The 24,790-nt window shown below is 57.4% G+C and carries 20 protein-coding genes and 1 pseudogene; 11 read left to right on the top strand and 10 right to left on the bottom strand.

Going from position 1 to position 24,790, the window contains the following annotated elements:
- Window positions 1-185: 185 nt before the first annotated feature.
- The gene (locus tag PG896_RS07180; RefSeq protein WP_151028138.1) at window positions 186-1,265 is read right to left on the bottom strand and encodes an ATP-binding protein; all 1,080 of its coding nucleotides are present in this window, start codon (window positions 1,263-1,265) and stop codon (window positions 186-188) included.
- Window positions 1,262-1,990: a response regulator gene (locus PG896_RS07185; protein ID WP_270835557.1), complete on the bottom strand. Its 729-nt coding sequence runs from the start codon at window positions 1,988-1,990 to the stop codon at window positions 1,262-1,264. Before PG896_RS07185 ends, PG896_RS07180 begins: the two co-directional genes overlap by 4 nt.
- Before the next feature lie 155 nt (window positions 1,991-2,145).
- Here PG896_RS07185 and PG896_RS07190 point away from each other — a divergent pair, with 155 nt between their 5' ends.
- From PG896_RS07190 to PG896_RS07210, 4 genes and pseudogenes are all read left to right on the top strand, one after another.
- Window positions 2,146-3,303, top strand: coding sequence for an efflux RND transporter periplasmic adaptor subunit (locus PG896_RS07190; protein ID WP_270835558.1), 1,158 nt, complete (start codon window positions 2,146-2,148; stop codon window positions 3,301-3,303).
- 14 nt (window positions 3,304-3,317) lie between these two features.
- A pseudogene (locus PG896_RS07195) lies at window positions 3,318-6,432 on the top strand (multidrug efflux RND transporter permease subunit).
- A 615-nt stretch (window positions 6,433-7,047) separates the two neighbouring features.
- A complete protein-coding gene (locus tag PG896_RS07205; RefSeq protein ID WP_270835560.1) occupies window positions 7,048-7,437 on the top strand; it encodes an Arm DNA-binding domain-containing protein in 390 nt (129 codons plus the stop codon).
- Window positions 7,434-7,853: a hypothetical protein gene (locus tag PG896_RS07210; protein WP_270835561.1), complete on the top strand. Its 420-nt coding sequence runs from the start codon at window positions 7,434-7,436 to the stop codon at window positions 7,851-7,853. The genes PG896_RS07205 and PG896_RS07210 overlap by 4 nt, the downstream gene beginning before the upstream one ends.
- A 1-nt stretch (window position 7,854) precedes the next feature.
- Here PG896_RS07210 and PG896_RS07215 read toward each other — a convergent pair whose 3' ends face one another.
- Window positions 7,855-8,199, bottom strand: a complete 345-nt coding sequence (locus PG896_RS07215; protein WP_043170874.1) for a helix-turn-helix domain-containing protein — start codon at window positions 8,197-8,199, stop codon at window positions 7,855-7,857.
- A gap of 111 nt (window positions 8,200-8,310) precedes the next feature.
- Between PG896_RS07215 and PG896_RS07220 the strand changes: the two genes are divergently transcribed.
- From PG896_RS07220 to PG896_RS07250, 7 genes are all read left to right on the top strand, one after another.
- On the top strand, window positions 8,311-8,871 hold the full coding sequence (locus tag PG896_RS07220) for a lecithin retinol acyltransferase family protein (RefSeq protein ID WP_111896687.1): 561 nt from the start codon (window positions 8,311-8,313) through the stop codon (window positions 8,869-8,871).
- A gap of 38 nt (window positions 8,872-8,909) precedes the next feature.
- Window positions 8,910-9,335: a DUF2787 domain-containing protein gene (locus PG896_RS07225; RefSeq protein ID WP_201871418.1), complete on the top strand. Its 426-nt coding sequence runs from the start codon at window positions 8,910-8,912 to the stop codon at window positions 9,333-9,335.
- Between the two features lie 9 nt (window positions 9,336-9,344).
- Window positions 9,345-9,773 carry a hypothetical protein gene (locus PG896_RS07230; RefSeq protein ID WP_129146649.1) on the top strand — a complete coding sequence of 143 codons (429 nt, stop codon included), beginning with the start codon at window positions 9,345-9,347 and terminating at the stop codon, window positions 9,771-9,773.
- The gene (locus PG896_RS07235) at window positions 9,748-10,014 is read left to right on the top strand and encodes a hypothetical protein (protein WP_041211638.1); all 267 of its coding nucleotides are present in this window, start codon (window positions 9,748-9,750) and stop codon (window positions 10,012-10,014) included. The genes PG896_RS07230 and PG896_RS07235 overlap by 26 nt, the downstream gene beginning before the upstream one ends.
- 82 nt (window positions 10,015-10,096) lie before the next feature.
- Window positions 10,097-10,594 carry a RadC family protein gene (radC, locus tag PG896_RS07240; RefSeq protein WP_041212667.1) on the top strand — a complete coding sequence of 166 codons (498 nt, stop codon included), beginning with the start codon at window positions 10,097-10,099 and terminating at the stop codon, window positions 10,592-10,594.
- Between the two features lie 91 nt (window positions 10,595-10,685).
- The gene (locus PG896_RS07245; RefSeq protein ID WP_103858984.1) at window positions 10,686-11,030 is read left to right on the top strand and encodes a type IV toxin-antitoxin system YeeU family antitoxin; all 345 of its coding nucleotides are present in this window, start codon (window positions 10,686-10,688) and stop codon (window positions 11,028-11,030) included.
- A 184-nt stretch (window positions 11,031-11,214) separates the two neighbouring features.
- Complete coding sequence (locus PG896_RS07250) at window positions 11,215-11,517, top strand: hypothetical protein (RefSeq protein ID WP_103858985.1); 303 nt, start codon at window positions 11,215-11,217, stop codon at window positions 11,515-11,517.
- 29 nt (window positions 11,518-11,546) lie between these two features.
- On the opposite strand, the gene PG896_RS07255 is transcribed toward PG896_RS07250, so the two are convergent.
- Genes PG896_RS07255 through PG896_RS07285 form a run of 7 tightly spaced genes read right to left on the bottom strand, consistent with a single transcriptional unit; the run spans window position 11,547 to window position 24,781 of the window.
- Window positions 11,547-14,393 (bottom strand): ATP-binding protein, encoded by a 2,847-nt coding sequence (locus tag PG896_RS07255; RefSeq protein WP_270835562.1) that lies wholly within the window; start codon window positions 14,391-14,393, stop codon window positions 11,547-11,549.
- 2 nt (window positions 14,394-14,395) lie between these two features.
- Complete coding sequence (locus PG896_RS07260) at window positions 14,396-14,953, bottom strand: DUF4276 family protein (protein ID WP_270835563.1); 558 nt, start codon at window positions 14,951-14,953, stop codon at window positions 14,396-14,398.
- Window positions 14,950-16,137 (bottom strand): AAA family ATPase, encoded by a 1,188-nt coding sequence (locus tag PG896_RS07265; protein ID WP_270835564.1) that lies wholly within the window; start codon window positions 16,135-16,137, stop codon window positions 14,950-14,952. The genes PG896_RS07260 and PG896_RS07265 overlap by 4 nt, the downstream gene beginning before the upstream one ends.
- Before the next feature lie 37 nt (window positions 16,138-16,174).
- Entirely contained in the window at window positions 16,175-19,108 is a 2,934-nt protein-coding gene (locus tag PG896_RS07270) for a DUF1156 domain-containing protein (RefSeq protein ID WP_270835565.1), read from the bottom strand.
- Window positions 19,105-19,824, bottom strand: a complete 720-nt coding sequence (locus tag PG896_RS07275) for a retron system putative HNH endonuclease (RefSeq protein ID WP_103858990.1) — start codon at window positions 19,822-19,824, stop codon at window positions 19,105-19,107. The genes PG896_RS07270 and PG896_RS07275 overlap by 4 nt, the downstream gene beginning before the upstream one ends.
- On the bottom strand, window positions 19,821-21,242 hold the full coding sequence (locus PG896_RS07280) for an AAA family ATPase (protein ID WP_103858991.1): 1,422 nt from the start codon (window positions 21,240-21,242) through the stop codon (window positions 19,821-19,823). Before PG896_RS07280 ends, PG896_RS07275 begins: the two co-directional genes overlap by 4 nt.
- Window positions 21,239-24,781 (bottom strand): helicase-related protein, encoded by a 3,543-nt coding sequence (locus PG896_RS07285; protein WP_216991884.1) that lies wholly within the window; start codon window positions 24,779-24,781, stop codon window positions 21,239-21,241. The genes PG896_RS07280 and PG896_RS07285 overlap by 4 nt, the downstream gene beginning before the upstream one ends.
- Window positions 24,782-24,790: the final 9 nt, after the last annotated feature.

Below are 24,790 nucleotides of genomic sequence, written 5' to 3' on the forward strand. Positions count from 1 at the left end.
TGGTGTGTTTGGAGACAGCCAGTTTACCAGCACCCTGTCTGTCAACTTCCACTTCCCCAAGATCCCGCGAAGAACCTAAAAAAAGCCCGTCTCTCCCCATGAGATGGGCTTTTTTTGGGCTGTTGGATCACAGTCAACACACGCGCCTCGGCTTGCCCATCCCGAGCCGATGCGGCAATGCGGGGTCATGACCTGCCGTCAGGGTGCAAGAGGGGCCAGGAAAGCAGGAACAGGGTGCCGCCCCGCCCGCCGGATTGGCAGACCGCACTGCCGCCGTGGGCCTCGGCAATCGCCTTGACCACGGCCAGCCCGAGCCCGCTGCCGCCACTCTTGCGCGAGCGTGACGGATCCCCCCGGCGAAACGCCTCGAAGATATGGGCGGCGACCTCCTCGCTGATGCCGGGCCCTTCGTCTTCCACGCTCAGGATGCACTGGGTGCCAGAACGATGCAGGCGCACGGTCAGCATGCCCGGCACCGCGTGCTTCTGGGCATTTTCCAGCAGCGCCATCAGGGCCTGACGGATGCGAAGAGCATCGCAACAGACCCAGAGCTCGGCATCGAGCTCCCGCTTGAGGGTGAAACCGCTCGCGGCCAGAGGGGTGGCAAACGCCTCAAGCACCACGGCAAGCTCGTCGGACAGCCTGATCTCCTCTCGTTGCAGCTCCAGGTGGCCGCTGTCGTTGAGACTGAGTACCCGCAAGTCTTCGATCAGGTGAGTCAATCCCTCCACCTGACGCAGCAAGCCTTCAAAGAGCGCACGCTCTGGCGGAAATACCCCTTCGGCCAGCCCCTGCAAGCGGCCACGCAAGATGGTCACCGGGGTGCGCAATTCGTGGGCGATGGCGGCATTCCAGAACTCCCGCTCACGGGTCATGCTCTGCAGCCGTTCGGCCATGGTATTGAAGTCCCGCACCAGTTGCGCCGTCTCCCCGATCGCCTGTTCATCCAGCGGCACGCGCGCATCGAGCTTACCCTCGGCCACCTCGCGCAGGCTGGTTGCCACCGAGTTGAGGGGAGTCAGGATGCGCCGAGAGAGGCGCACTGCCACGTACAGCGCCATCCCCAATGCAATGAGAATGGTCGAGCCAATCCAGATCATCTCGACCCTGGAGGGCATCCAGCTCTCGGAGATGCTGCCAGGCACATAGGTCACGGCAATGGCGTAGAACACATAGGTGCCGATCACCGCGAGGCAGATGATGCCGAGCGCCATCAGCCCCAGGGAGCGGATGATTTGCCTGCGCAGGCCGGGGGCCGATGTCACGCATCGCCCCCGAAGCGATAGCCGACGCCCCAGACACTGGCGGGCACCCCCTGGATGCCCTGTGCCTCCAGCTTCTTGCGCAGCTTGCTGATGTGGCTGTCCACCGTGCGCTCCTGGGTATCCCCCTCCGGCAGGCAGTGGGTCAGCAGTTCGGCGCGGCTGAACACCCGCTTGGGAGCCCGCATCAGAGAGGCGAGCAACTTGAACTCGGTCAGGGTCAGATCCAGCATCTGTTGCCCCTCATCACGGCAAATGCTGGCCTCGTGGTTCTCCAGATCGATCTGGAAGGGGCCGACCCGCAGTACCCGGGCCGTGGTCTGTTTCGCAGCCTGGCTGCGTCTGAGCACCGCCTGTACCCTGGCCACCACTTCGGCCGGGTTGAAGGGTTTGACCACATAGTCATCCGCCCCCATGCGAAGCCCCATCAGCTTGTCGAGGTCCTGATCCAGGGCAGTCAACATGATCACCGGCGTGTCGCCACGGGCCCGGATTTCGCTGAGCACCTGCCAACCATCGACCTGCGGCATCTGCACATCCAGCAACAGGAGATCGGGTTTGCATGTCTGGTGCATGGCCAGGGCTTCGCGGCCATCGGCGGCATGCAGGGTGCGCAATCCGTGGCGTTGCAGGTAAGCGGCGAGGATGTCGGCTATCTCGGCTTCATCCTCTGCAATCAGTACCAGTGACTGGGCCGCCAGGTTGGCGGAAGCAGGAAGATACGACATGGTCGGACTCGAAAATGGTGGGCTTGAACTTTATCACCGCCTCCATGGATTCTCCACAAAGCCTCGAATCATTCGCAATAGCCCCTCTCCATAATGCCCGTTCGATGTGCTCTCGCGGCAGCACCATGCCCGGGAGACGGTTTAACGAGGTGAGTATGATGTTTGTCAAACAGCGGTATGCGGGCGCCCTGCTCGCCGTCATTGCCGCATTCGGGTTGGCAGGTTGCGATGGGGCGACGCAAGCGCAAGATGCGCCGACCCTTCCTCAGGTGTCGGTGATGACGCTGGCAGGTCAGGACCTGGTCATCAGCGAGGATCTGCCCGCCCGGGTGGCCGCGCTGCGCAGCGCCGAAATTCGGGCCCAGATCAGCGGCATCGTGCAGCGCCGCCTGTTCGAGCAGGGCGCCGAAATCGGCGCAGGCACAGTGCTGTTCCAGATAAATCCGGCCCCCTTCAAGGCGGATGTCGACAGCGCCACCGCAGCATTGCAGCGGGCGGAGGCCGTGCTGGCCCGCGCCCGTATCCAGATTGACCGTCTGGTGCCGCTGCTGCGCACCGAGGCCATCAGCCGCCAGACCTATGACGATGCGGTCTCCCAGCGGGATCAGGCGGCCGCCGACGTGGCCCAGGCCAGGGCGACCCTGGCCCGGCACCAGCTGAGCCTGCAATTTGCCAGCGTGGAAGCCCCCATCGCCGGGCGCATCGATCAGGCGCTGGTGAGTGAAGGGGCCCTGGTGTCCCCCACCGACGCCACCCCCATGGCCAGGATCCAGCAGATCGATCAGGTCTACGTCGATGTGCGTCAACCGGCCTCTGTGCTGGACTCCCTGCGCCAGCAGGCTGGCTCGACGGCACCGGAACTGGCGGTGGACATCCTCGGCAGCGACGGCAAGCCGCTCGGCATGCAGGGGCACATCCTCTTCTCCGGCATCGAGGTGGATGCCGGTACCGGTGACGTACTGCTGCGGGTACTGGTGGACAACCCGGAGCGGCGGCTCTTGCCCGGCCTCTACGTACAGGCGCGCATTCCCCGTGCCCGCTATGCCAACGCCCTGAGCGTGCCTCAGCAGGCGGTGGTGCGCACATCGGGCCAGACCAGCGTGTGGGTGCTGGATGGCAAGGGGCAGGCACAACTGGTTCCGGTCAACACCGCTGAGCTGATGAATAGCCAGTACCGCATCACGTCCGGGCTCAACGCCGGACAGCGGGTGGTGATCGAGGGGATCGACCGCCTGACCCCGGGGACGCAAGTCATTGCCCATCCCTGGCAATCCCCCGCAGTCAACCAGCAGGCTGACGCCGGTAACCGTTGAATCGGAGACATTTCATGCCGCAGTTTTTCATTCATCGCCCGGTGTTTGCCTGGGTGATCGCCCTCTTCATCGTGCTGGCGGGGGTCATCGCCATCCCCAAGCTGCCCATCTCCCGCTACCCCTCGGTGGCGCCGGTGTCGGTGACCCTCTATGCCACCTATCCGGGCGCCACGCCGCAGACCCTGAACGATGCGGTGGTGAGCCTGATCGAGCGCGAGCTGTCTGGGGTGAAGAACCTGCTCTACTTCGAGTCATCGGTAGATGCCTCCGGCAGCGCGCAGATCACCGCCACCTTCAAGCCGGGCACCGATCCGGAGCTGGCCCAGATGGACGTGCAAAACCGCATCAAGGCGGTCGAGCCTCGCTTGCCACAGGCGGTGCGGCAAACCGGCCTGCAGGTGGAGTCCGCCTCGTCCGGCTTTCTGATGATGGTCGGCATGACTTCACCGGATGGCCGCTTCGATGAGGTCGCGCTGAACGACTACATGGCCCGCAATATCGTGCAGGAGCTGCGCCGCATCGACGGCGTGGGGCGAGTGCAGCTGTTCGGCGCCGAGCAGGCCATGCGCATCTGGGTGGATCCGGGCAAGCTCGCCGCCTACGGGTTGACCATCAGCGAGGTGGCGCAGGCCATCGAGCAGCAGAACGTGCAGATTGCACCGGGGCGCCTCGGCGACGAACCCGCCCTGCCTGGCCAGCGACTGACGGTTCCCCTCACGGTACAGGGGCAGCTGACCACTCCCGAGGCGTTCGCCGCCATCGTACTGCGGGCAGGTGCCGATGGCGCCAAGCTGGTGCTGGGTGACGTGGCCCGGGTCGAGCTGGGGGCGCAATCCTACGCCTTTTCCAACCGCGAGAACGGGGTGGCTGCCACCAGCGCCGCCATCCAGCTCTCCCCCGGCGCCAACGCCGTGCGCACCGCCGATGCGGTACGCACTCGTCTTGCCCAGCTTGCCCCCACCCTGCCGGCGGGCATGGCCTATTCGATCCCGTTCGACTCGGCCCCCTTCGTCAAGGTCTCCATCGACAAGGTGATCCACACCCTGCTGGAAGCCATGGTGCTGGTGTTCCTGGTGATGTTTCTCTTCCTGCAGAACCTGCGCTACACCCTGATCCCGGCCATCGTCGCCCCCATCGCCCTGCTTGGCACCTTCGCGGTGATGCTACTGGCCGGCTTTTCCATCAACTCCCTGACCATGTTCGGCATGGTGCTGGCCATCGGCATCATCGTCGACGACGCCATCGTGGTGGTGGAGAACGTCGAGCGCCTGATGGCCACCCAGGGGCTATCGCCCAGGGAGGCGACATCGCGGGCCATGAAGGAGATCACCGGGGCGGTGATCGGCATCACCCTGGTGCTCACGGCGGTGTTCATCCCCATGGCGTTCGGCAGCGGCTCCGTGGGGGTCATCTACCAGCAGTTCACCCTGTCGATGGCGGTGTCGATCCTGATTTCCGCCTTCCTCGCCCTGACCCTGACGCCAGCGCTCTGCGCCACCCTGCTGCGTCCGGTCAGCCCGAGTCACCATGAGAAGCTCGGCTTCTTCGGCGCCTTCAACCGGGGCGTCGAGCGGCTCACCGCAGGCTACGACGTTCGGGTCACCCGGCTGGTCGGGCGCAGCGGACGCATGATGGCTACCTTCGCCGCCCTCTGCGCCGTGCTGGCCATCGCCGCCACCCAGTTGCCCTCCTCTTTCCTGCCGGACGAGGATCAGGGCTACTTCATGACCTCCATCCAGCTGCCGACCGGCGCCACCAGCGAGCGCACCCTGGCCGTCATCAAGGAGTTCGAGGCCCATGTGGCCTCTCGCGAGGCGCTCGACACCAATCTGGTGGTGCAAGGCTTCAGCTTCTCCGGCGCCGGCCCCAATGCGGCCATGGCCTTCACCATGCTCAAAGAGTGGGACCTGCGTCATGGTGCCACGGCTGCCGAAGAGGCTGAGCTGGCACAGGCCGCCATGGCCAACAGCAAGGAAGGCACCGTGATGAGCCTGCTGCCGCCCGCCATCGACGAACTGGGCACCTCTTCGGGTTTCACGCTCTTCCTGCAAGACAGGGCCAACCAGGGGGAGGCCGCGCTGCTGGCCGCCCAGGCGCAACTGCTGGCACTGGCGGCCCAAAGCGAAGTGGTGAGCGATGTCTATCTCGACAGCCTGCCCCCCCGGCGAGAGCATTCACCTCGAGATCAACCGGCAGAAGGCCGAGGCCATGGGACTCTCGTTCACCAGCGTGAGCAGCACCCTGTCGGCGGCGATGGGATCGCTCTACATCAACGACTTTCCCAACGGCGGGCACATGCAGCAGGTCATCCTGCAGGCCGACGCGTCGGCGCGCATGCAGCTCGATGACGTACTCGGCGTGCGGGTGCGCAATGCCAGCGGCGGCATGGTGCCCCTGCGGGAGGTGGTGACGCCGACCTGGCGCCAGTCGCCGCAACAGATGATGCGCTTCGAGGGCTTCCCCGCCGTGCGTCTCTTCGGGAGTGCCGCCCCCGGGGTGTCCAGTGGCGCCGCGATGGCGGAAATGGATCGCCTGGTGGCGCAATTGCCGCCAGGCTTCGCCCTGGCCTGGACGGGACAGTCGCTGCAGGAGCGCCAGTCGGCGGCCGAGGCCCCCCTGCTGATGCTGCTGTCGGCGCTGGTGGTCTTCCTGGTGCTGGCCGCGCTCTACGAGAGCTGGTCCATTCCGCTCTCCGTGATGCTGGTGGTCCCCCTGGGCCTGCTCGGCGCCGTGGCGGCGGTGATGCTGCGCGGCATGCCCAACGACGTCTTCTTCAAGGTGGGCATGATCACCATCATCGGCCTGTCGGCCAAGAACGCCATCCTCATCGTGGAGTTTGCCCGCCAGTTGCATGGCGAAGGGCGCTCGCTGCTTGACGCTGCGGTGACCGCCGCACGCCTGCGTCTGCGCCCCATCCTGATGACATCACTCGCCTTCACCCTCGGTGTGGTGCCGCTGATGCTTGCCAGCGGTGCCAGCGCGGAGACCCAGCATGCCATCGGCACCGGCGTGTTCGGCGGCATGATCAGCGGCACCCTGCTGGCCATCTTCTTCGTGCCGGTCTTTTTTGTCTTCGTCATCGGCACCCAGGCGCGCATTCAGGCCTGGAGGGCCAGACGAGCCACGTAGCGGAGAGCGTCATGATGTTGCCCCCTGATGTCTGGCGCTCGGCAATGCCGGCAGGGGGCTGCAGGGAGTGGCTCTCAGCCCTCACTTCCAGTGTCATCACGGGCGCTGTGGTGGCGGCCAAGGTGAGAAGGCATGGGCTGGCAGGAGAGCACGGGAGGCGGGATTATCGTCACTGGCGGCAGCAATCTAACGGCCCAGACAATGACAGCGTTCAGACAACAGAGGCCATCGAGACCGTGAAAGAGACAGGCTCGGCGTTCGAGCCAGACATCCACCGGACTGACGGGCAGCCTGGCCGTGCTCGTCCGCATCTTGTTGGCCACCATTGAAGGAACTGACGGGTGGGAGAGCCCCGCTCAGGTTGTCACTCAATGGCACCTGCATGTAGCACGCGAATACGAAAAAGCCCAACTGAATAAATCAGTTGGGCTATATAGATGGCGGAGGAGGTGCCCGCCGTAATTAAGTCCAATCAACTCCACACCAATCCAGCAAGCCATTTACTATCAGTATATTAGAAACAAACACAGTCCAATCCATCCCAATCACATATTACCACTGCGCATGCTTGGTGGCATACTGAGTGGCATATTCAATTCTCAAGGAGGTTACCTGATGGCAATCCTCACCGATACCAAAGCCCGCAACATCAAGCCTGAAGATAAGCCCCTTGCTCATGGTGGCGTCACCGGGTTGACGCTACACCCCTCTACCATCAAGGGCAGAGGAAAGTGGGTGTTCCGCTATGTCAGCCCACTGACGAAGAAACGACGTAACGCTGGCCTCGGGACTTACCCCGAGATCTCTATCGCTGACGCTGCTCGAGACGCCCAGGCAATGCGGGAACAGCTGGCGAATAATCTGGACCCACTAGAGATCCGGCTGCAGGAGCAGAACAAGCCGAAGATCCCGACGTTGGAAGCATCCGCCAGACTCGTCTACGAAAGCTTGTTTATAACTCGGTACGAACCCTGGCGGCACGGCTCAAGTACTTCGAGGCGGTGAGTGGCGGCCTGACCCGCTATCTGCCGCTGACCTTGCGGTTGCGGGCCAAGAGCACCACCCAGTCTTACCGCACCCCGGTCTACTACGTGGATTTGACGCTGCGTGACGAGCTGACCCTGACCGAGGCGGTCGGTCAGGCACGGCAGGAGGCGATGCTGGACGATGAGGCAGGGCTGGCGATAAGCGAGATGGAAACCGTGGCGCGAGCGCTATTGCGTAATGGTCAGTTCGAGGACGTGGATGAAGAAGTGCCAATGCTACTGGAAGAGTTTTACCCCCAGGTGGAGGAAGGGGAGCATTTGACTACCGAACCAGCACCGCAAACAGTGGCCCAGCCACGGGGAACGCGAGCACGGGCATCCCCGTTAACCAACAAGCTAGGCAAGGGCGCCACACCGGCACCCAGTACACCCTGACTCAGGATTTGGCCAAGCGCTCGACCAGCCGCTCAAACGTCTCCAGCAGCAATGCCCGGTCATCGCTGTCCAGCCGGGCGAGTTTCTGCCCCAAGACGATACCCTGCTCGGTTGGGCGCGGGCTGGTTTCGCGCAAGAAATCGGCCAGCTCGCAGCCAAACAACTGAGCCAGTTCAGCCAGCCGGGCAATGGTCGGCACCACGATGCCGCGCTCCATCCGAGAGACGGCTTCCATCCCGATATTAAGGTGCTCTGCCACCTGATCCTGGGTCAATCCCGCCTGCTGGCGCTGCCGCCCGATCGCCTTGCCCACGCTTTTAGCCAACAGCTCACCTGGGCCTGGGATTCCCGTACCCTGACCTTACACAAATAGAATCGTCACTTTTCCACACTGATAACAGGGCACCCACGAGGTGCCCTGCTGCGTTTTTATGTCTGACCACAAGGAGTTATCTTCATGTCTCGATTCACCCCAGGCGATCATCTGGTGACCGCTCGCCTCGGTTATACCCACCACGGCCTCTATGTCGGGGGCGACCTCGTTATCCACTACCAGGGGCCTAATCACGGCCTACCCGGTGAGATAGTGATGACGTCTCTGGATGCGTTTTCCGATGGTAAGCCGGTCTGGTGCAAATTTTGCCCTGTTAGGCGGTATGACCGAACGGAGAGCCTCGAACGTGCCCGCACACGGCTGGGCGAACACCGTTACGATGTGTTGTTCAGTAACTGTGAACACTTCGTGATGTGGTGCATCCACGGTATCCACCACTCGACACAGGTTAGCCAGGTAGCAACGGCAGTGGCGAAAGCGGCCCTTCGTACTCCACAGGCCACCATCATTCCCCCAGCCATGACCGTGTTGAGCCGCGAGCGCACAACGTCTGATTGCATAACGCTCGCCACCTCTGCTATCACCCTGACCACCCTCGTGACATCGCCAAGCTGGGTCCCCCTGGCAACTGGCGCATTAGCCGTTTACGCAGTCAGCCGCCTCTGGTCCTGGCTCACCGACTGAGCCACTGCCTTACCCTCGCACAACAAGGAGCACTACCCATGACGATTCCCTTTCACCGGGACGGCTTTGCCCTGCCCGTTTGTCAGGCTCTACTGACCCTGCTCAGCCAAGAAGCCGAACGTACCGATCTCGATCTGGGGCGCTGCACCCAGCTGACCTTCAACTTCCGTAACCCCGGTTACAGCGCTGAACAGGGTGGCGTCCACCCGGTCGAGATCCGCTTGGTACGTGGTCTTGACGACTGGCTGGTCGATTACGTCACCGATTTCAGTTACCAGGGACTGGGCCAGGATGCCGAGCTCTGCAAGGAGCTTGATTTCAACTTCCTCGACGGGGAACACACCATGTTGGGCTGGGGGCCGCTACGGCTGGCTGAAGCCCGGGAGTTGTTCGATATCTGGCAGAGCAACTTCATTGCCTACTGCCGGTTGGAGTGTTTCACCGTTTCGGTCACTGGAGATTAGGAGGTTGCAATGAGCCAAGAATTAGCGCTTTCGCACTACTCACGCCAGTGGCTGGGACAGATCACTATCAAAGCAAAATTAAGGCCCACACAAAGTGGCAAACGCTGGTTGCTGCATCTGACACCTGGTAGCCCACATGCCCGCACCGTCACCTTACAAGTGCGTTGGTCTGGGGTTCAGTGGCAACTGCTCACCATCAGCAATGCTGACGACTGGCGCACCATGAGCCAACCGGTGGATGAGATCTGCGTTGATCCCAAGCGCAGGTGCTTCTGGCATTGCCAGGCAGGGCCGGTCCCGTTCACCGAGCAGCCCAGGGTACTGGCCAGCTTTCTGGCTGACCTGCAACGCATTTGTATTCATCGCGGTTTTACCGTGGAGAGTGACCCCTTACCCCATCAGGAAGGTGCCGATGACCAGAACACTGCTCGCCCTTGAGCTGGAGGGGGTTCACGACAACGGGGGGCAGACCCAGGTGGTGCTGGACTACGGTCTACGGGTCGATGGCTACGCCCTCTATCTGCGCTATCAGACCGAACGGGGTGACGCACTGGCCGAATGGCTGTGCGATCACCCGGAACGGGAGTGGCTTTATGGCATCGGCAACCTGCTGGCCACCAGTTACCAGATCCCGTTGCACGACCTGACACAGCAAAGGCTGCGCTCTGCCAATCACTGACCCACTCATCGCAATCACCACCCCCCTTATCGCAAAACACACCCCACCGGCCAGTGGGGCGAACGCTTTTGGAGAATGAATCATGTTGCATCACAAACTCAGTGCTGGGGAGCAACCCGGCACTTATCGGGTGACCGACTTAGTCACCGACGACGACTTGCTCACCATCGCCCAGGCACTGGCCCGCCAGAAGCTCGCCAAAGGCGTGGCCCTCACCGACAAGCATCTGGCCCACCACGCGCTACAAGGGCTGCTGCAAACGCGGGATCGCGAAGTGTTCGCCGCACTGTTCCTCGATAACCAGCACCGGATCCTGGCCTACGAGGAGCTGTTTCTCGGCACCCTCTCCGCTGCGACCGTCTACCCCCGCGACGTGGTCAAGCGGGCGCTGCACCACAATGCCGCCGCGCTGATGCTGGTCCACAACCATCCCTCAGGTTACCCAGAACCCAGCCGTGCAGATATCGAGATCACTCAGCGACTGCAAAGCGCCCTAGCGCTGGTCGATATCCGCACGCTGGATCATCTGGTGGTGGGGGCGGAGGGCGTGGTGTCACTGGCAGAGCGTGGACATTTGTAACAGTTGCGCCGATCAGGCCGTCCTTTTCGGGAGTAATGAGCATGGTCTGCGATGACCTGTGCAAGGACCCACCCTCATTTGGAGTAAAAACATGAGCACGATAGGCAGTTGGGGATTACACACCCAGGTTCAGCCCCGTTTTGGCGCACGAGCCATTGTCGAACGAAGCGGAGTCTCCCTGCTCTGGGATCGCAGCGGCGTCTATGGCGAGGCCGACGAGCAGTGGCTCACCGACATCGACACCGTTTTACCGGGGTTTATTGAGCGTCTTAGCAAACTATTTCAACAAGGGGAACTGCTGAGCGACCAAGATAAATTGGTAACATTGAGGCAAGGGGAATGGGTCTGCCTGGCCAATCCAAGGGCCAGCTATGGCTACCTCTATCTGGATGTCTACCGGCAAGAAAGCGGCAATGTTCCAGCCACAGAGGCATAAAGTCGACACAAAGGGTGAGCCACAGACTCACCCTTTGCCCAAAACTTCTTTTTTTGGCTCTCTACTGAACCCCTAATGCCTTGTAAACGGCATCAATCAGATCAAACTGACCGTTACCTGATTTTGCCGGTGCTAGCCTTCCTTGGTAGACTTTGCCACCCATTCATCGAACACAAAGCCTCTAATGAAGCTGCTCAACACTTACGACGACAAAGACGAAGCCGAAATTGCATTAACCAAGATCACGGGTGAAAAACGCTTGGCCAGTGAACGTGATAGCACAGTTGTGATCTATAACCTGTTCGGCCAGCCCACTTGGGGTAACTTTCATCGGCTCGGCATGTTCGATTTGCCTGAGCTGCAGAGCATGTTAGAACAACGAAAAGCAGGGCAGCCAATTGATACCGCCCGCCATCGTGAAATTCTCTCCATGCTGCGTTATGCCGCCAGATCTTTCGAGCTCACCATCCCCGAGCATTGGTTATAAAAAGGCCGGTTTCCCGGCCTTTTGTTTTTTTACTCTTCAAATTCAGCATTGCCAAACTTGAGCATACTGCAATTCTCTTTGATGGCTCGCTGCAAGTTGGCATCAAACCCTTTCCCTGAACGGGCGTTAATCTCAATTGAGATCTCCACATCCACTCCCAATTGGCTGGTGAAGTTTTGCACAACCTCATCCATCAGCGTGGCAAAATCCATCTTGGCCTTGATGGGGTCAATCCTGACCGAGCCATAGAACCGAGTTTTCTCGGCGATTGGAGGCGTAGGCAATGGACACAAGCCGTCTCCACCAGCTCCTTTTTCCCCATCAGTCCCTGTTGTTTTTTTGGTGTCGTTATCGCCGTCTTTTATAGAGGGCTTATCGATTTCCTTTTGTTCTTCTGTCTTACTTTTCTCTTTGTCCAGCTTGTCTTGATAACGTAGGGCTGCCTCGCGGCTTATCAGCAGGCTGTGCTCATCGATAAACACGGTGGCCGCTTTGCCAAAAGCAAAGCCCTCAAAACGATCTTCACGCTGGCTAGAGGCAAAGGCGAAATAGTCAGAGCCCTGGATAGCGGCTTCGATGCAGTGGCGCAATACCGAATCATTGACCAAGCGCGGCATATAAAGATACTGGCAAGCATCCTGCCACACCTTCAATGCGCTGACCGATTCAGCGCCTTTGCTGAAATAGTATTTATCCAACAAGTTGCGCAAATGAACGGGTGACCACTCTTTGATCAGCCACTCCTCTTCAACCAATCGGTTCTCGATCTCCTGGATCAATTTGGGCGCGCCTGAAGCGATCTGGGCTACCTCCCACTCCAGCATTTGGCCGGGTTCCTGCAACGGGGCTAGCAACCACTTGTAGGTATCGCGGATCAAGCTATCAAACTGCTTTTTCGCACCATCGCGGTTGGCTTTAGCCTGGGTCAGATGCGCCAGATCCTGATTGAGCACGCCGTTTTCGATATCGGTGACAATGGAGTGCCAAGCCAAGTAGGTTCTGCCTTGATCTTTCAAGCGACTCAGGCTGTCATAATCCGCAGCCAAGAAGAGCAGGCGGTTTTGCTTCACCCGAGGTTGCTCACCACGCTTGAGCAAGATGGCTTCTGCTGCTTTGAAAGCCTGATTGGTGCTACTGCTACGGCTGTATGCCGACAACCCCTGAGGTTCCAGCACCACCAGCCGTGGCCCATTGCCATATTCATCCGGCACATCGCCAGCAGGGGTAAAGACATGGATGCCAGCAAAGCCGTGCTGAGCACCAAAGCAGCCCGTCACCGACTTTTTCAACAGGGGGAGCAAATCCTCACGTTCGCTGACATTGCTCTTACGCGTTTCCATCTCCCGCCGCAGGTTTGGCTTGGTATCGAGCCACAGCCGCTCTTTATCGCCATAGAGATAGGTCAGGCGGTCCCGTAAGCGGGTCAGCACATCCTTGAACGTGCCAACCGTTTGACCGGGAGAGCAGGCTCCGAGCAAGATCCGCTCCACTTCCAAACCACGGTGCATCTGATCACTGGAACTCGGCGCACTGCCCAAAAACAGCGTGCGCATCACTCGGCGGGCAGCATGATATTGCCCAAAGCGCGTGTCATTTTTATCAAGATCGGCGGCTTCCGAGCGAACACCATCCACCTCTTTTTCGATGACCGGCTCCCACCCTTGAGGCAGATAATGGATGCTCTTGCCGCGCACATTGCTGTCATCAAGGGGCAGCGAACCCGGCATGATCAACGCATCGCGATTATCCGCTACCCACAAACGGTGGATCACGATGGCCATATACTGCAACACACCACGGGTACGCTGGAATTTGTCCAGGGTTGACCAGTCCTCATAAAGACGGTCGAAGACTTCCGGGTGGATGGGATATGACTTGCACAACCGATCGTAGTAATGGCCTGACTGCGTTTCGTTCGGAAAATCCGGTGCATGTTGGCGATAGAAATCTGCGTATTGTTGCGCAATGCCTTGCACCTGAGCTGGATCACCGGCTGATTCAAACAGGCGGCGGCGCACAATTTCAAACGCCTCTTCGGTTGCAACCGGCTTCCAGACCGATTCAACACGAGCAAAATACTTCTCAAGGGAATCAAGCGCCTTCTGCCCCATCGTGCCGCCGACTTCCAGTGCGGATTCTGGCAAAGAGGCCAACAGCATGGCGTTGGGTACAGCCTTCATCGCCTCGGTCAACGCCTGAATAAAGGTGATATTGGAGTCAAAGGTCCCGGCATTAAACTGCTTGCCCACCTCCAACTGGCGCAAGAACGCCACCAGCTCATCCATCAAGACGACGCAAGGAGCAGCCTTGGTCAGTAACGCAACCAGCAACTCCTTACCCGGTGAAGTACCATCCCGATCACTGTCAGCAACCAGCTCATAACCCTCGTCGCCCAACAGTTGCCAAGCCAACTCACCCCACAGGGTATTGGCCCGCACTGCACCATGCTGGCGCGGCTGACTCACCGACAAGTTGATACCATCGATCACCGCGACTCTCGCGAGCGGCAATTGATCGATCCCGGCCGCATCCAGGATCGGCGGGATGCCCTGCAAACGATCCGTGGTCACGTTGCGTGATGCCAGATGATAAACGGCCAACATGGTGTGGGTCTTACCACCACCAAATGCCGTTTGGAGCTGAATAACCGGATCGCCTCCCTTGCCAGCCAACCGCTCGGCAACGGAGCCTAACAGCAGCCGCATCCCTTCGGTGATAAAGGTACGCGCAAAGAACTGCTCGGCATCTTGATACTCCAGCGGGGCCTTGCCGTTAGCCACTTGGGTAATATCTGCGGCAAACTCGGACTGTTTAAACGTGCCTTCCAGCACATCACGATGGGGGCGCGCAATCTCGCGCCAGGGTTTCAGACTCATTGTTAAGCCTCGTGCAATAAACGTTGAAGCCCTGTAATCAGAGCCTTAAAACTTGTTGAGCGATGAGCCTCATCCAGACGAAGGTAAGGGGCGATGCTTCTGGATCCGCTCAACTTCTGGTATGTGTTTTTTGTGATTTTTTTCAGTTCTTCAGCCGCGTTGACTAAGCGATCAGGATCACGAAATTTCTGGTTTCCTTGTAACTTGGCTAACCCTGTCAAATTCAATCCTTGTTCAACTGCTGCTAGATCACCCAGATAAAAACTTTCCAGTTCACGACAGGCGATTCGGATCAAGGCGTTCGGTCGACCTGCCTGTTCGCACAAAGTGAATAATTGTGCTTTGATATCCACGCAATTACCCGAGTCTTGATCGCGCATCACAACAAACAGTGCATCCCCCTGCCAACCTCGCAAACGCATCACCAGTCTCTTATGGAGATCCTGTTTTCCTTCAAAAACGACAAAGCGAAACTGAATATCAGGAAATAAACGAGGGATCACTCCCTCCAGCATGGCCCTAGCGGATGGCTCCTCCAAGCAAAAAACCACTGTCGTCATTGAGGGTCTACTCCCTCAAAGAAGCCATGTTTCCACAGATAACCTAACTGATCGCCTTCAGCCATATAGGCAGCCACCTGCTTATTATCTCTGGCTCTGACAATCTCGGTTGCCCCTTGTTTTTTTACCAGCCAATAAACAGAGTCCAGCTCGACTGCATTAAGAAAATCAGGGGAATGGGTAGAGACGAACACCTGGCCACCGCGCTGGGCATAGGCGCTGAACTCTTCGGCCAGTTCCCACAACAACCCCGGATAAAGTTGATTTTCAGGCTCTTCAACACACAGCAGAGGATGGGGAACTGGATCATAAAGCAGCACCAGATAGGCAAACATCTTGATCGTGCCATCCGACACATACCGCGCCAGAAAAGGGTCCTCAAAGGCACCATCTTGGAAGCGTAATAGCACGCGCCCCTCTTCTGTCGTTTTAGCATCGACCTTGGTAATGCCAGGAACTCTATGTGTCAGCTTGTCCAGAATGGCGGAAAAAACCTCCGGGTATCGGCTATGTAAATGCTGCGTCACCAGAGAAAGGTTATCCCCTTCACGAGAGAGGTGTTCGGCATAACCAGCCTCTTGTTCAGGACGAGCCCGATTGATATGGAAATCAGAGATATGCCAATTTTCGATCAGGGTACCGAGCGTGACGACAGCCGGGAACTGGGCAAATTGTGCTAACCCTTTAATCGCCAAAATGTCCGGCGACTTCAATCGCTGCTCCTCTCTCACCAACTGATTAACATCTTTGACTTTCTCGATTTCATTGGTGACAGCCATACCCGCACCGCGAGAAAAATCCAGAAAATGCCATGGCTGTCCACCGCTACCGCGTCGGTACTTCAAAATTTCGCGCTCGACTATCGGGCGGCCGTTGTCTTCACCAATCTCAAGAAAATAGGTCACCAGCGGGGCTGTATCATGCTCACGAAATTTCAGCTCAATCTCGATATTGCCTTCTGCCCCGCGGCTTTTTACCTCCTGAAAGCCCCGGCTTCCCCCGGCTTTCACCAAGGCAGTATGCAAATTGCTCGACAAGGCTTCACGCAGAAAATCAAATACCCCAAACATGGTTGATTTTCCGGTTCCATTTGCCCCCACCAACACACAAAACTTGGGGATCCCCTCCATCTGTGTGTTACGAAAACTTTTGAAGTTCTTTAAGGTGATCGACTCAATATGCATACGGCTGTCCTGTGTTCATGTTGTTGGCGAAAGCCAATCAGAAATCAAATCCTTGTTGGTCGCCAACCTGACCGCTTTCGACCATCGCGCCTTGCATCGCCTCCCACGCCATGACCAACTCGTTATAGGCACGGGCGTCGCTGGCCCAGCCTTTACGTTCGCAAAGGGTATAGAGGCGATAGGCCAAGGAGCGGATGGCGTCGCTCTTGTTTGGCATCAATGCCAGCATGGCCCCGGCAGCGCTGGCGCCTTGGCTATTTAACAGGCGAATCAGTTGATGCAACCCCTCCCACACCGGGGTGCGGCTGTCGCGCTCAGGTGTCCAGTCGCTCGGCAGCTCTGCCCATTTGAGCAGACGCAGGTCCCCTTGTCCGGCCTCAACGACCCCGGCCTCGACCAGGCCCGCGACGCTGGTGCCCTTGGCGCGGGCCAACACATCGGCCTCGCCAAATTTGCCCACCCGCCAATCTTGCTGCTCGAACCAGTGCAAACAGAATTGGGTATCCGCATCGAAGTCATCTTCGGCGAGGAAGCGGTTAATCAGTTGCAGCGCGGTTTTCACGCTCATGGTGCTGCCATCGGCTTCGAGCACTGCTGCATATTTACTGAAGATGCCCATGCCGGGGCCGATAATCGCCTGCGATAAGTCCACCGGAGCTACGGCTGATTGATTATTGCCATGGGCATCGATCGTGCCCTGGGTCATATCAGCCAGCGCTTCAGGCAGTACGGCATTGAGTTCACGGATAAACTGGCGACGGCTGATGGTATCGGCATCGGCGTTGCGCTTATTGCACACCAGCACCACGCTGGAGGCCAGCGCGTTGGTGCCTGAAGCAATCATCCTAGAGCTATTCTCAGTTCTAATTGGCCAAGTGCCATTAATGGCAAAACCGGCGTCGATCACCGCCTGTAGAAAGGTTTCCCAGCCGGCGCTGGAGGTGCCGTCGGCCTTGGTTTCGGACTGTTTAAAGGCGTAATAAATGGTCACCGGAAACGCCGGGTGGGCCTGCTCGGCCAGTTGCTGGATCGCCTTGCCCATGCCATCTAAAAAGAACGCCTCGGCCCCCTCCTTGCCGCCGTGGCGATACTGCGTGGCGACCAGCTCCTCCGCCTTAGGCACCGCCATGGTGGCATAGAGGCCGGGGAAGATTGGCCGCAGTGATTTTCGCAGCCAGACATAGAAAAAATCCGACAAGTCGGCATAACCGATATTGTCGTAATAAGGTGGGTCGGAGGAGATCACCTTATTGCGGCTAATAGTCTGGGTTTGAGCATCATCCTGCTGCACACGACCGAACCAATGTGACTCTACATTATCAAAACAACTACTAAACGCTTTGGTTATACCGTCAATAAAGACACTCCACCCACCTGAACGATCACCTATTGGATTTGATTCGGCAAAATCCCAAATCATTGGAATCGCTTGTCTTCCAAAAAGCTGGCGTGGGCACTGAGCCACTGGTTCCCATCGACATAGGCTATTCCCCAAGTCAGCCATTTTATTAGTTGCAAAAGCTAAATACACTCCCATAGCTTGCGCATAGGCAGTGGCGCCGATGCCGCCGGCATCGAGGCCAATACCATCATCGGCCATCCCAGCAGAGAGAGCATCTTCACGACAACGCGCGATGGCTTCGCCAACCAACTCGGAAAACGTGGTTAGTGCGACTAATTGGCGGGGGGTGAACAAATCCCCCCACTCTTTCAGACCATAAGGTACGCAGGTACCCCCTGTCAGTCTTGCAGGAACTAACCCCGAAGGACGCCATTCAGGCGGTTGCACTAAAGCAACTTGCTCCTGTTCATCCATAGGCGATAAATAGACTCGACCTTTTTTGCCCTCTAGTACAATAGCCATCAGGCGCTGAGACATTCGGCCTGCTTGCCCTTCATCTTTAATGTAAGAGCCTGTAATTGGAGTATTAGAAATTAGACACTGGAAATTGGCACCACGTCCTTCAGCTTTAGTTCCTGTCTTAGCTGATTCCGGCGGCGTACCCACCTGGACGGTAAAACGATAACTATCTCCTTCCACCACAGGTTCGACATAGGCCTCTTTGCCTGCCTTGGAGGAAAGAACAAAGGTCGAGGCCAGCGGCACATCGACATGAGAAAACGCCGGATTCGGGCTTTTTACGGTCCGCGCCCATAGCCAGGCAATGACCGTCAGCTCTTCACCCAAGTAGGGTTGCAGATCCGGGCGTTCTGCCACCATCTCGGCGGTAATAGCGATCTTGGGATAGAGATGACCAATGCGCTGTTGCGCCTCGTCGCGCATCCAAGCGCCGTAACGGCGCACATCTTCCGCCAGCCCCTTGGCACCGGACCAATCCTCGAAAGCATCCTTGGTGGCTTTTTTCTTGCTTAGCTTATCGCAGGCAGGCAGAGGCCCCACCGGCTCGCGGCCGGCAAATTTGGGCGGGATCTCGATCATCGCCTTATTGATGGTGACCGCTACCGGGTTGAGATCGGAGGCGTGGGATTCCAACCCCAACCGCTGCGCTTCCAGCGGCAGCGCACCGCCGCCAGCAAAGGGGTCGTGAAAGCCCGGTAGTTGCTCTGGGTTAAAGAGTTCGGCCGCCTGCGGGTGATCCTTGTTCAAATCGCAGATCTCGCGCCAGCTCTCCCAGATCGCGGCACGGGCTTGGTTTAACACAGCCTCGTTATTGGTGTTTTCCCACTTCACCAGCTCGCGCAGGATATTGAACAGCTTTTCGCGCTTCTTGGCGGCTTCCTGCTTGTTGACCCCGTACTTAAACCCCGCCCCCTGCTGATAACCGGGATCGTTGACCATCTGGGCAAAGATCACCGCCCGTGCGGCCGCCAAGGGGCGACGCGCCCACCACAGATGCAGGGTCGACGGATGGCCGTGACGGATCGATTTTTCCCGGGCTGCTGCCGCATTGATATCATCCAGCGGCAAGGCCACTTCGATCAGTTTTTTGGGGGATTTGATTTGAGTCATACGAGTTCTGGGGCCTCACGCTGCAATACTGTTTCGGCGACAGGGCCGAAGAATTGGCGAGTTAGTGAAAAAAAATGGTTTAGCTGATGATGCGCCGTCGGCACTAAATCAAGGTGTAATAGCTGATTAAGATCCCAGCCTTTGGTGAGATGTTCTTCTTGGAGTTGCTCTAGCTCGTCCCACCATTGCTGGCGTAAATTCACCAAGTAAGGGCTATTCAGGTTGAGCAAGTCGATGCTGTATTGAGCCCGCTGTTGCTCACCTGCATTCAAATGAATGGAGGGTACCACTCGACCATCCGACATATAGGCAAAATAGCGCGCACAATCTGGTTGGTAACAGTGAACAAACCGAGCCATCTCCACGCCAGCTTGTTTACCCACCGCATGGCCACCAAAAACATCGGCCTTCACTCTCGACGAGACTGTGTCAGAGCTGAACGCACTTGCGGCGAGATTGGTTTCATCAAAGGTGCGGGTAGGCACTTGGCTTTTGTTCTCTACATGTTCGATGTGATAATCAAGCCCCAGTAGATCAGCGCGCACCTCGCTGTAGCAACAAAGTTGATATTGCTGGTTGCATAACCGGGACAATAGTTCGCGCTTGTGGCCAAAAGAGGACCAACGGCTTGTCGCTTGTTCCTGTGTGTGTGGTGGTGTTTGATGAGCCATTGCTAGGCCATGCACATGCAAACCAGATTGGTTGACATATCTCATTGCTTTGCATCCAATCCTTTCAGCCATTGTTGACGGGCGATACTGCGCTGCAATCGTTGTAACTGTGGGTGCCCAGCCCCCAGCACCATCAGCAATTGAGCCATCAGTCCCTTGGCTTCTTCCTCATCGCCCAATCCTTGATCGACTAGCTCGGTCAAGCGAAGCAATAAACTTTTTTCGTCAATCGGTGGCTGAGGATCAACCAGCATGACCGTGCGCAAGACATTATTACTCGGCTCACCGTAGGTGTTAGCTAGAGGGATTGCGGCAATCGCATTGCCATTGACATCCTCACCCAATACTCGAATTGATTCGGTACGCACAGTGCTGATTACCTGCGGGCTATGGGTGGTGACGATAAATTGGAGATTGGGAAATGCCTGCTGCAACGAGGCCAATACTGTCTGCTGCCACGCTGGGTGAAGGAACATGTCCACTTCATCGATCAGTACGATGCCTTGGGTTTTGTGCGCCGCATCCACACCTAAATGAGGGTTGAGCTTGATACAGCGAAAGGCAATATCCGACACCATGGCAACCATATTACGCAGACCATCGCTGAGCAGGGAAAGCGGCATATAGCCCAGTTCGGGATGCTCCATCACCAGTTGCTGGCCCATGCTGGAGCGGTATTGCAGATCCCGCCAGCCGGTCAGCGAAGTTGTGAGGGTGTTGATGGCACGCTGCACGACTTCAATGGCAGCCGCGAAGTTGGCCAGCGCACTCTGATCCGGCTTCTTAAGTCGATTCTCCAGCTGATCGATTTGCAGCTCGCGATAACTGCGAAATACCCAGCCATACCAGGTTTCAAACTGCTTATAGCTAGAGGTTGCCGTTAGACAGTTCTGGTAGCCCCAAAGGCGGGAAAACACGCTGGTATCGAGCTTTTTATCTTTTGCTTCAGAGGTATAGCGCCCCTGATACCAGAGGCGCCCAGTTCCTAAATAGACCACCAAGGGTAAATCGATAGCGTCTATGTTGGCTTCCTGCCCTTTATAAATCGTTGACTGGAATTTCTTTGCGAGCCGAGTCAGAACTTGTGTCGACTGATCCCCCTTGGTTTGGGTTCGTGGCTTGACCTGATCGCGGCTCTGTTGCCAGTGGAGCGGACGCGGCTTCTGATCCTGATTGGGGATACTACTGGTCTGGGCCGTAATCTGGCTGGGCAATATCGGTTCCATCTCTTGTTCACGGCGCTCAAGACGCACGTCTTCAATCTGAATAGTGGCCGACTTGCCGGTTTGGCTGCCCAGATCAAAGCCTTTGACGAACGGCCAAAGCGCAATGCGCACCGCATCGAGGATCGTGGTCTTGCCCGCACCATTGGGGGCAATCAAGACAGTCATCTGCGGATGAAAGGTCACATCCAGCAGCTCAAAACAGCGGAAATTTTTTAAGGTAATTTGTTCAATTTTCATAAGCTACCTTCGGCATCGGTGGCGCGCGCCAGCAAATCCGCCAGATCGTAATTGATGCTCGCCACGCCCATATCCGGCTCTTTGGTAAAGGGCTGGCGAATATAGAAGGGCACCTCGGTGTTGTCACCCTCTACCAGCACAATGGCCAGCAGGAATTTGTCGGCCTGGTTGAGGGCATAGAGGATCTCGTTGCGACTGACGGTGATGGTGGTTTGCCCCTTGCTGCGCCCTTTGACTTCGATATGCCGGTCTGGTTTGAGTGAGCCATCGGCATTCAACTGCGGGCGAGCGGTGATATCCCAACCACATTTATCCGCCGATACGTCGATCACCGTGTGGCCGAGGGCTTGCTCGGCCTGCGTCACGGCCTGCATTGCAATCTTCTCGATATGGGCCCGGCTGGCGGCATCTGGGCTAAAGATTGCTTCGCCTTTGCGTTTGGCCAGTAAACCTTGTGGGATCACTAAGGCACTGCCAATCACCACCGGGGTGCTAGAGACCACCTGCTTGAGTGCGGTGAGCTCTGCCGTGCGCTGTTGCAGACGTGCGGTCAATTCATCGACTCGGCGACGAGCGTTTTCGGGCTGCATTTTGGGTTGCTTGCCCGCTTTGACGTCATCGCTCAATTTCAAGAAGCGATCCTGCCAGTAGTTGATCTCTTTGATCAGTCGCTCATGCACAGCCGTGAGGGTTTTATCGGCTTGCAGTTCACGGCGCGTTTTCACTTCCGCAAAGTGTTCTGGCACCAGCTTTTCAGAGGCCAGTTGCAGCGCCAGCGGTTCGAGTGGCTGAGATAACCAGGGTGAGTGCAGGATATCCTGCACCAGTGCCAGATCAGCATCCGCTATCGGTTGCAGGTCTAAATGGGGGGCCCAACCGGCATAGCTGGCCCGACAGGCAGTATCGATGGCGACAAACTGCAACCGCCGTGAGGCGACACTCTTGGCTTGTTCGCTGGTTTCGCGGATTGAGTGCTCCAGCATCATGATGAGGCGAGGTTCGTCCCCTTCATCGGCCGGGTCCACCAGCACAGCCCCCTGCTTGAGCTTGGTGCGATGGGCTTGCAAGGTGAGATCGAGCAGCGAGTGCATCAGTGGATGTACGGGATGAAGCAGTTCGGCCAGCACCTTGCCGGTGGGCCTGATCAGCTGCTTTTCAAAACAGACGCGTTCATAACGGGACAACACAGGGGTGCGGCTTTCGCCGATGCTGCGATCCCGTTCGCGGATCACCGCTGGGACATGCTTTATTTCATAGCGGCCCTGTTCACGCTCCCTCAGTTCGCCGTTTAATCCGGCAAAGGCTTCTTGGAAAAACGCCCGAATAAAGAACGGCTGCAAGCGACGGGCTTCTGCTTTTTCCATCTGCTCTTTGATGGCGTAAAGCCCCTCTAAGCCCATATGGGATTCAACCAGTGCGTTGCGGCGCATGATCTCTTTGAGATGGTCGCTATCGAGTGCCCCTTCAATGACCTGATCCATCTTGGCGCGCACTGCGGGATCTTCACCATAGCGAATGGCGTCGATCAGCAAGTCTTTCAGAGAGACGTTATCAAAGGCTTCACCAAGGATGTCGAACACCTTACCACCCAAGGCTTTTTTTTCTATTTCCAGCTTATCAAACAGCTTTTGGAACACTTCCCCTTCACGGGTTTCATTGGCCACGATATTCCACAGGTGGCATACCTCTTTTTGGCCGATCCGGTGAATACGGCCAAAGCGCTGTTCGAGGCGGTTCGGGTTCCAGGGCAGGTCGTAGTTGACCATCAGGTTGGCGTTTTGCAGGTTGACGCCTTCCCCGGCCGCATCGGTCGCAATCAACACCAAGACGGTGGGATCACTGCGGAACTCGCTCTGGATCTTGCGGCGCTCATCCCGATTGGTGCCGCCGTAGATGACCCTGACTGCTTTGGGCTGACCCAGCAGATCACTGACACGTTGGCGTAGGTAATTCAGAGTGTCTTTATGCTCGGTGAAGATAATCAGTTTGCGACGACTGCCGTCGCGGTTCTTCATCTCGGGGGAGTCTTGCAGCAGTGATGAAAGCTGTTCCCACTTTTTGTCATTGCCAGACTGCACCAGCGTCAGCGCCTGCTGCTCAAGGTCTTTGAGTGAGTGGATCTCGGCGTCCAGCTCAATGATGGTTTCTGCTGCGGTGGCCTGATCTGCCACCTGTTCGGCATAGAGTTCGTACTCTTCGGCACTGAGATCTTCATCCAGCTCATCCCAGTTATCAGGCAGATCGATCTGTTTGGTGATGGTGTAAGTGCCGAGTGTTTCAGCAACACCCGCTTGTTTAGCCTTCTGGCCACGGGCTAGCAGCTTCATCTCAGCAAGTTTGTCTTGCAGTCGATTACGTCGGCGCTTCAGCGATTGATAGATTGCCTCCGGGCTGGAAGCCAAACGCCGTTGTAGCTGGGTTAATGCAAAACCCACGGTGGTTTTTTTCTTGTTATCGAGCTTGTCGGCCCGATTCATCTCTTCCCTGACGTACGTCGTTACCTGCTCATAAAGGCTGGCTTCAAGGGGGGAGAGATCATAGTTGGCCGTGTAGGCGCGGCGCTCAGGAAACAGGGGAGTGCCGTCGAAGGTGAGCAGCTCTTCTTTAACCATCCTGCGCATCATGTCGGTGATATCGACCTTGTGGGCGCCTTCGCGGAACTTGCCATAGAAGCGGTCGCTGTCGAGCAGTGACATCCAGACTTGGAAGTCTTCCTCTTTGCCATTGTGTGGGGTTGCTGTCATCAGCAGGAAGTGGCGGCAAATAGACCCCAGCAGCTCACCAAGGACGAAGCGCTTGGTTTTGTTGATTTTGCTGCCAAAGTAGTTGGCTGAGAGTTTGTGCGCTTCATCGACGATGATTAGATCCCAGTCGGTATTGCGCAGCTTCTCTTGCAGCTCTTCGCTACGAGAGAGTTGGTCCAGTCGGCAGATCAGGCGATCGGTTTCAGAAAAATAGTTACCGGTCGCGCACTGCTCTTGTTTTTCTTTGCTAAAGATCTCAAATTGCAGACCAAATTTTTCAAACAGTTCGTCCTGCCACTGTTCAGTCAACGAGCCCGGCGAGACCACCATGACCCGTCGAGCATCTGCACGAAGCAGCAGTTCAGAGATGAACAAACCCGCCATGATGGTTTTGCCCGCACCTGGGTCATCGGCCAGAACATAACGCAATGGCTGCTTGGGTAGCATGTATTCGTAAACTGCTGAAATCTGGTGCGGTAGTGGGTCAACGTTCGCCATGTTGACCGCCATCATGGGGTCAAACAGTGCAGCCTGCGAGATCCGGTAGGCTTCCAAACCAAGTTTAAAATCTGCCCCTTTTGCATCAAATGACCAAGGACGGCCTACTGTGGCCAGATCCAATGCTATCTCATCGGTTCGGAACAACATTCGCTCAGCTAGATTGCCACTGCTGTCTTTGTAATAGACTGTCAGCGCATGTTCACCAATAGGTTCAACTGTCACAACTCGCACCACTTGCCCTTCGACAATGCCGCGAACCTGAGCATCCTTTTTGATTTCTTCGAGCTTGAGCATATTGTTCCT

This window comes from Aeromonas sp. QDB30, assembly GCF_027707645.1.
Lineage (GTDB): Bacteria > Pseudomonadota > Gammaproteobacteria > Enterobacterales > Aeromonadaceae > Aeromonas > Aeromonas caviae.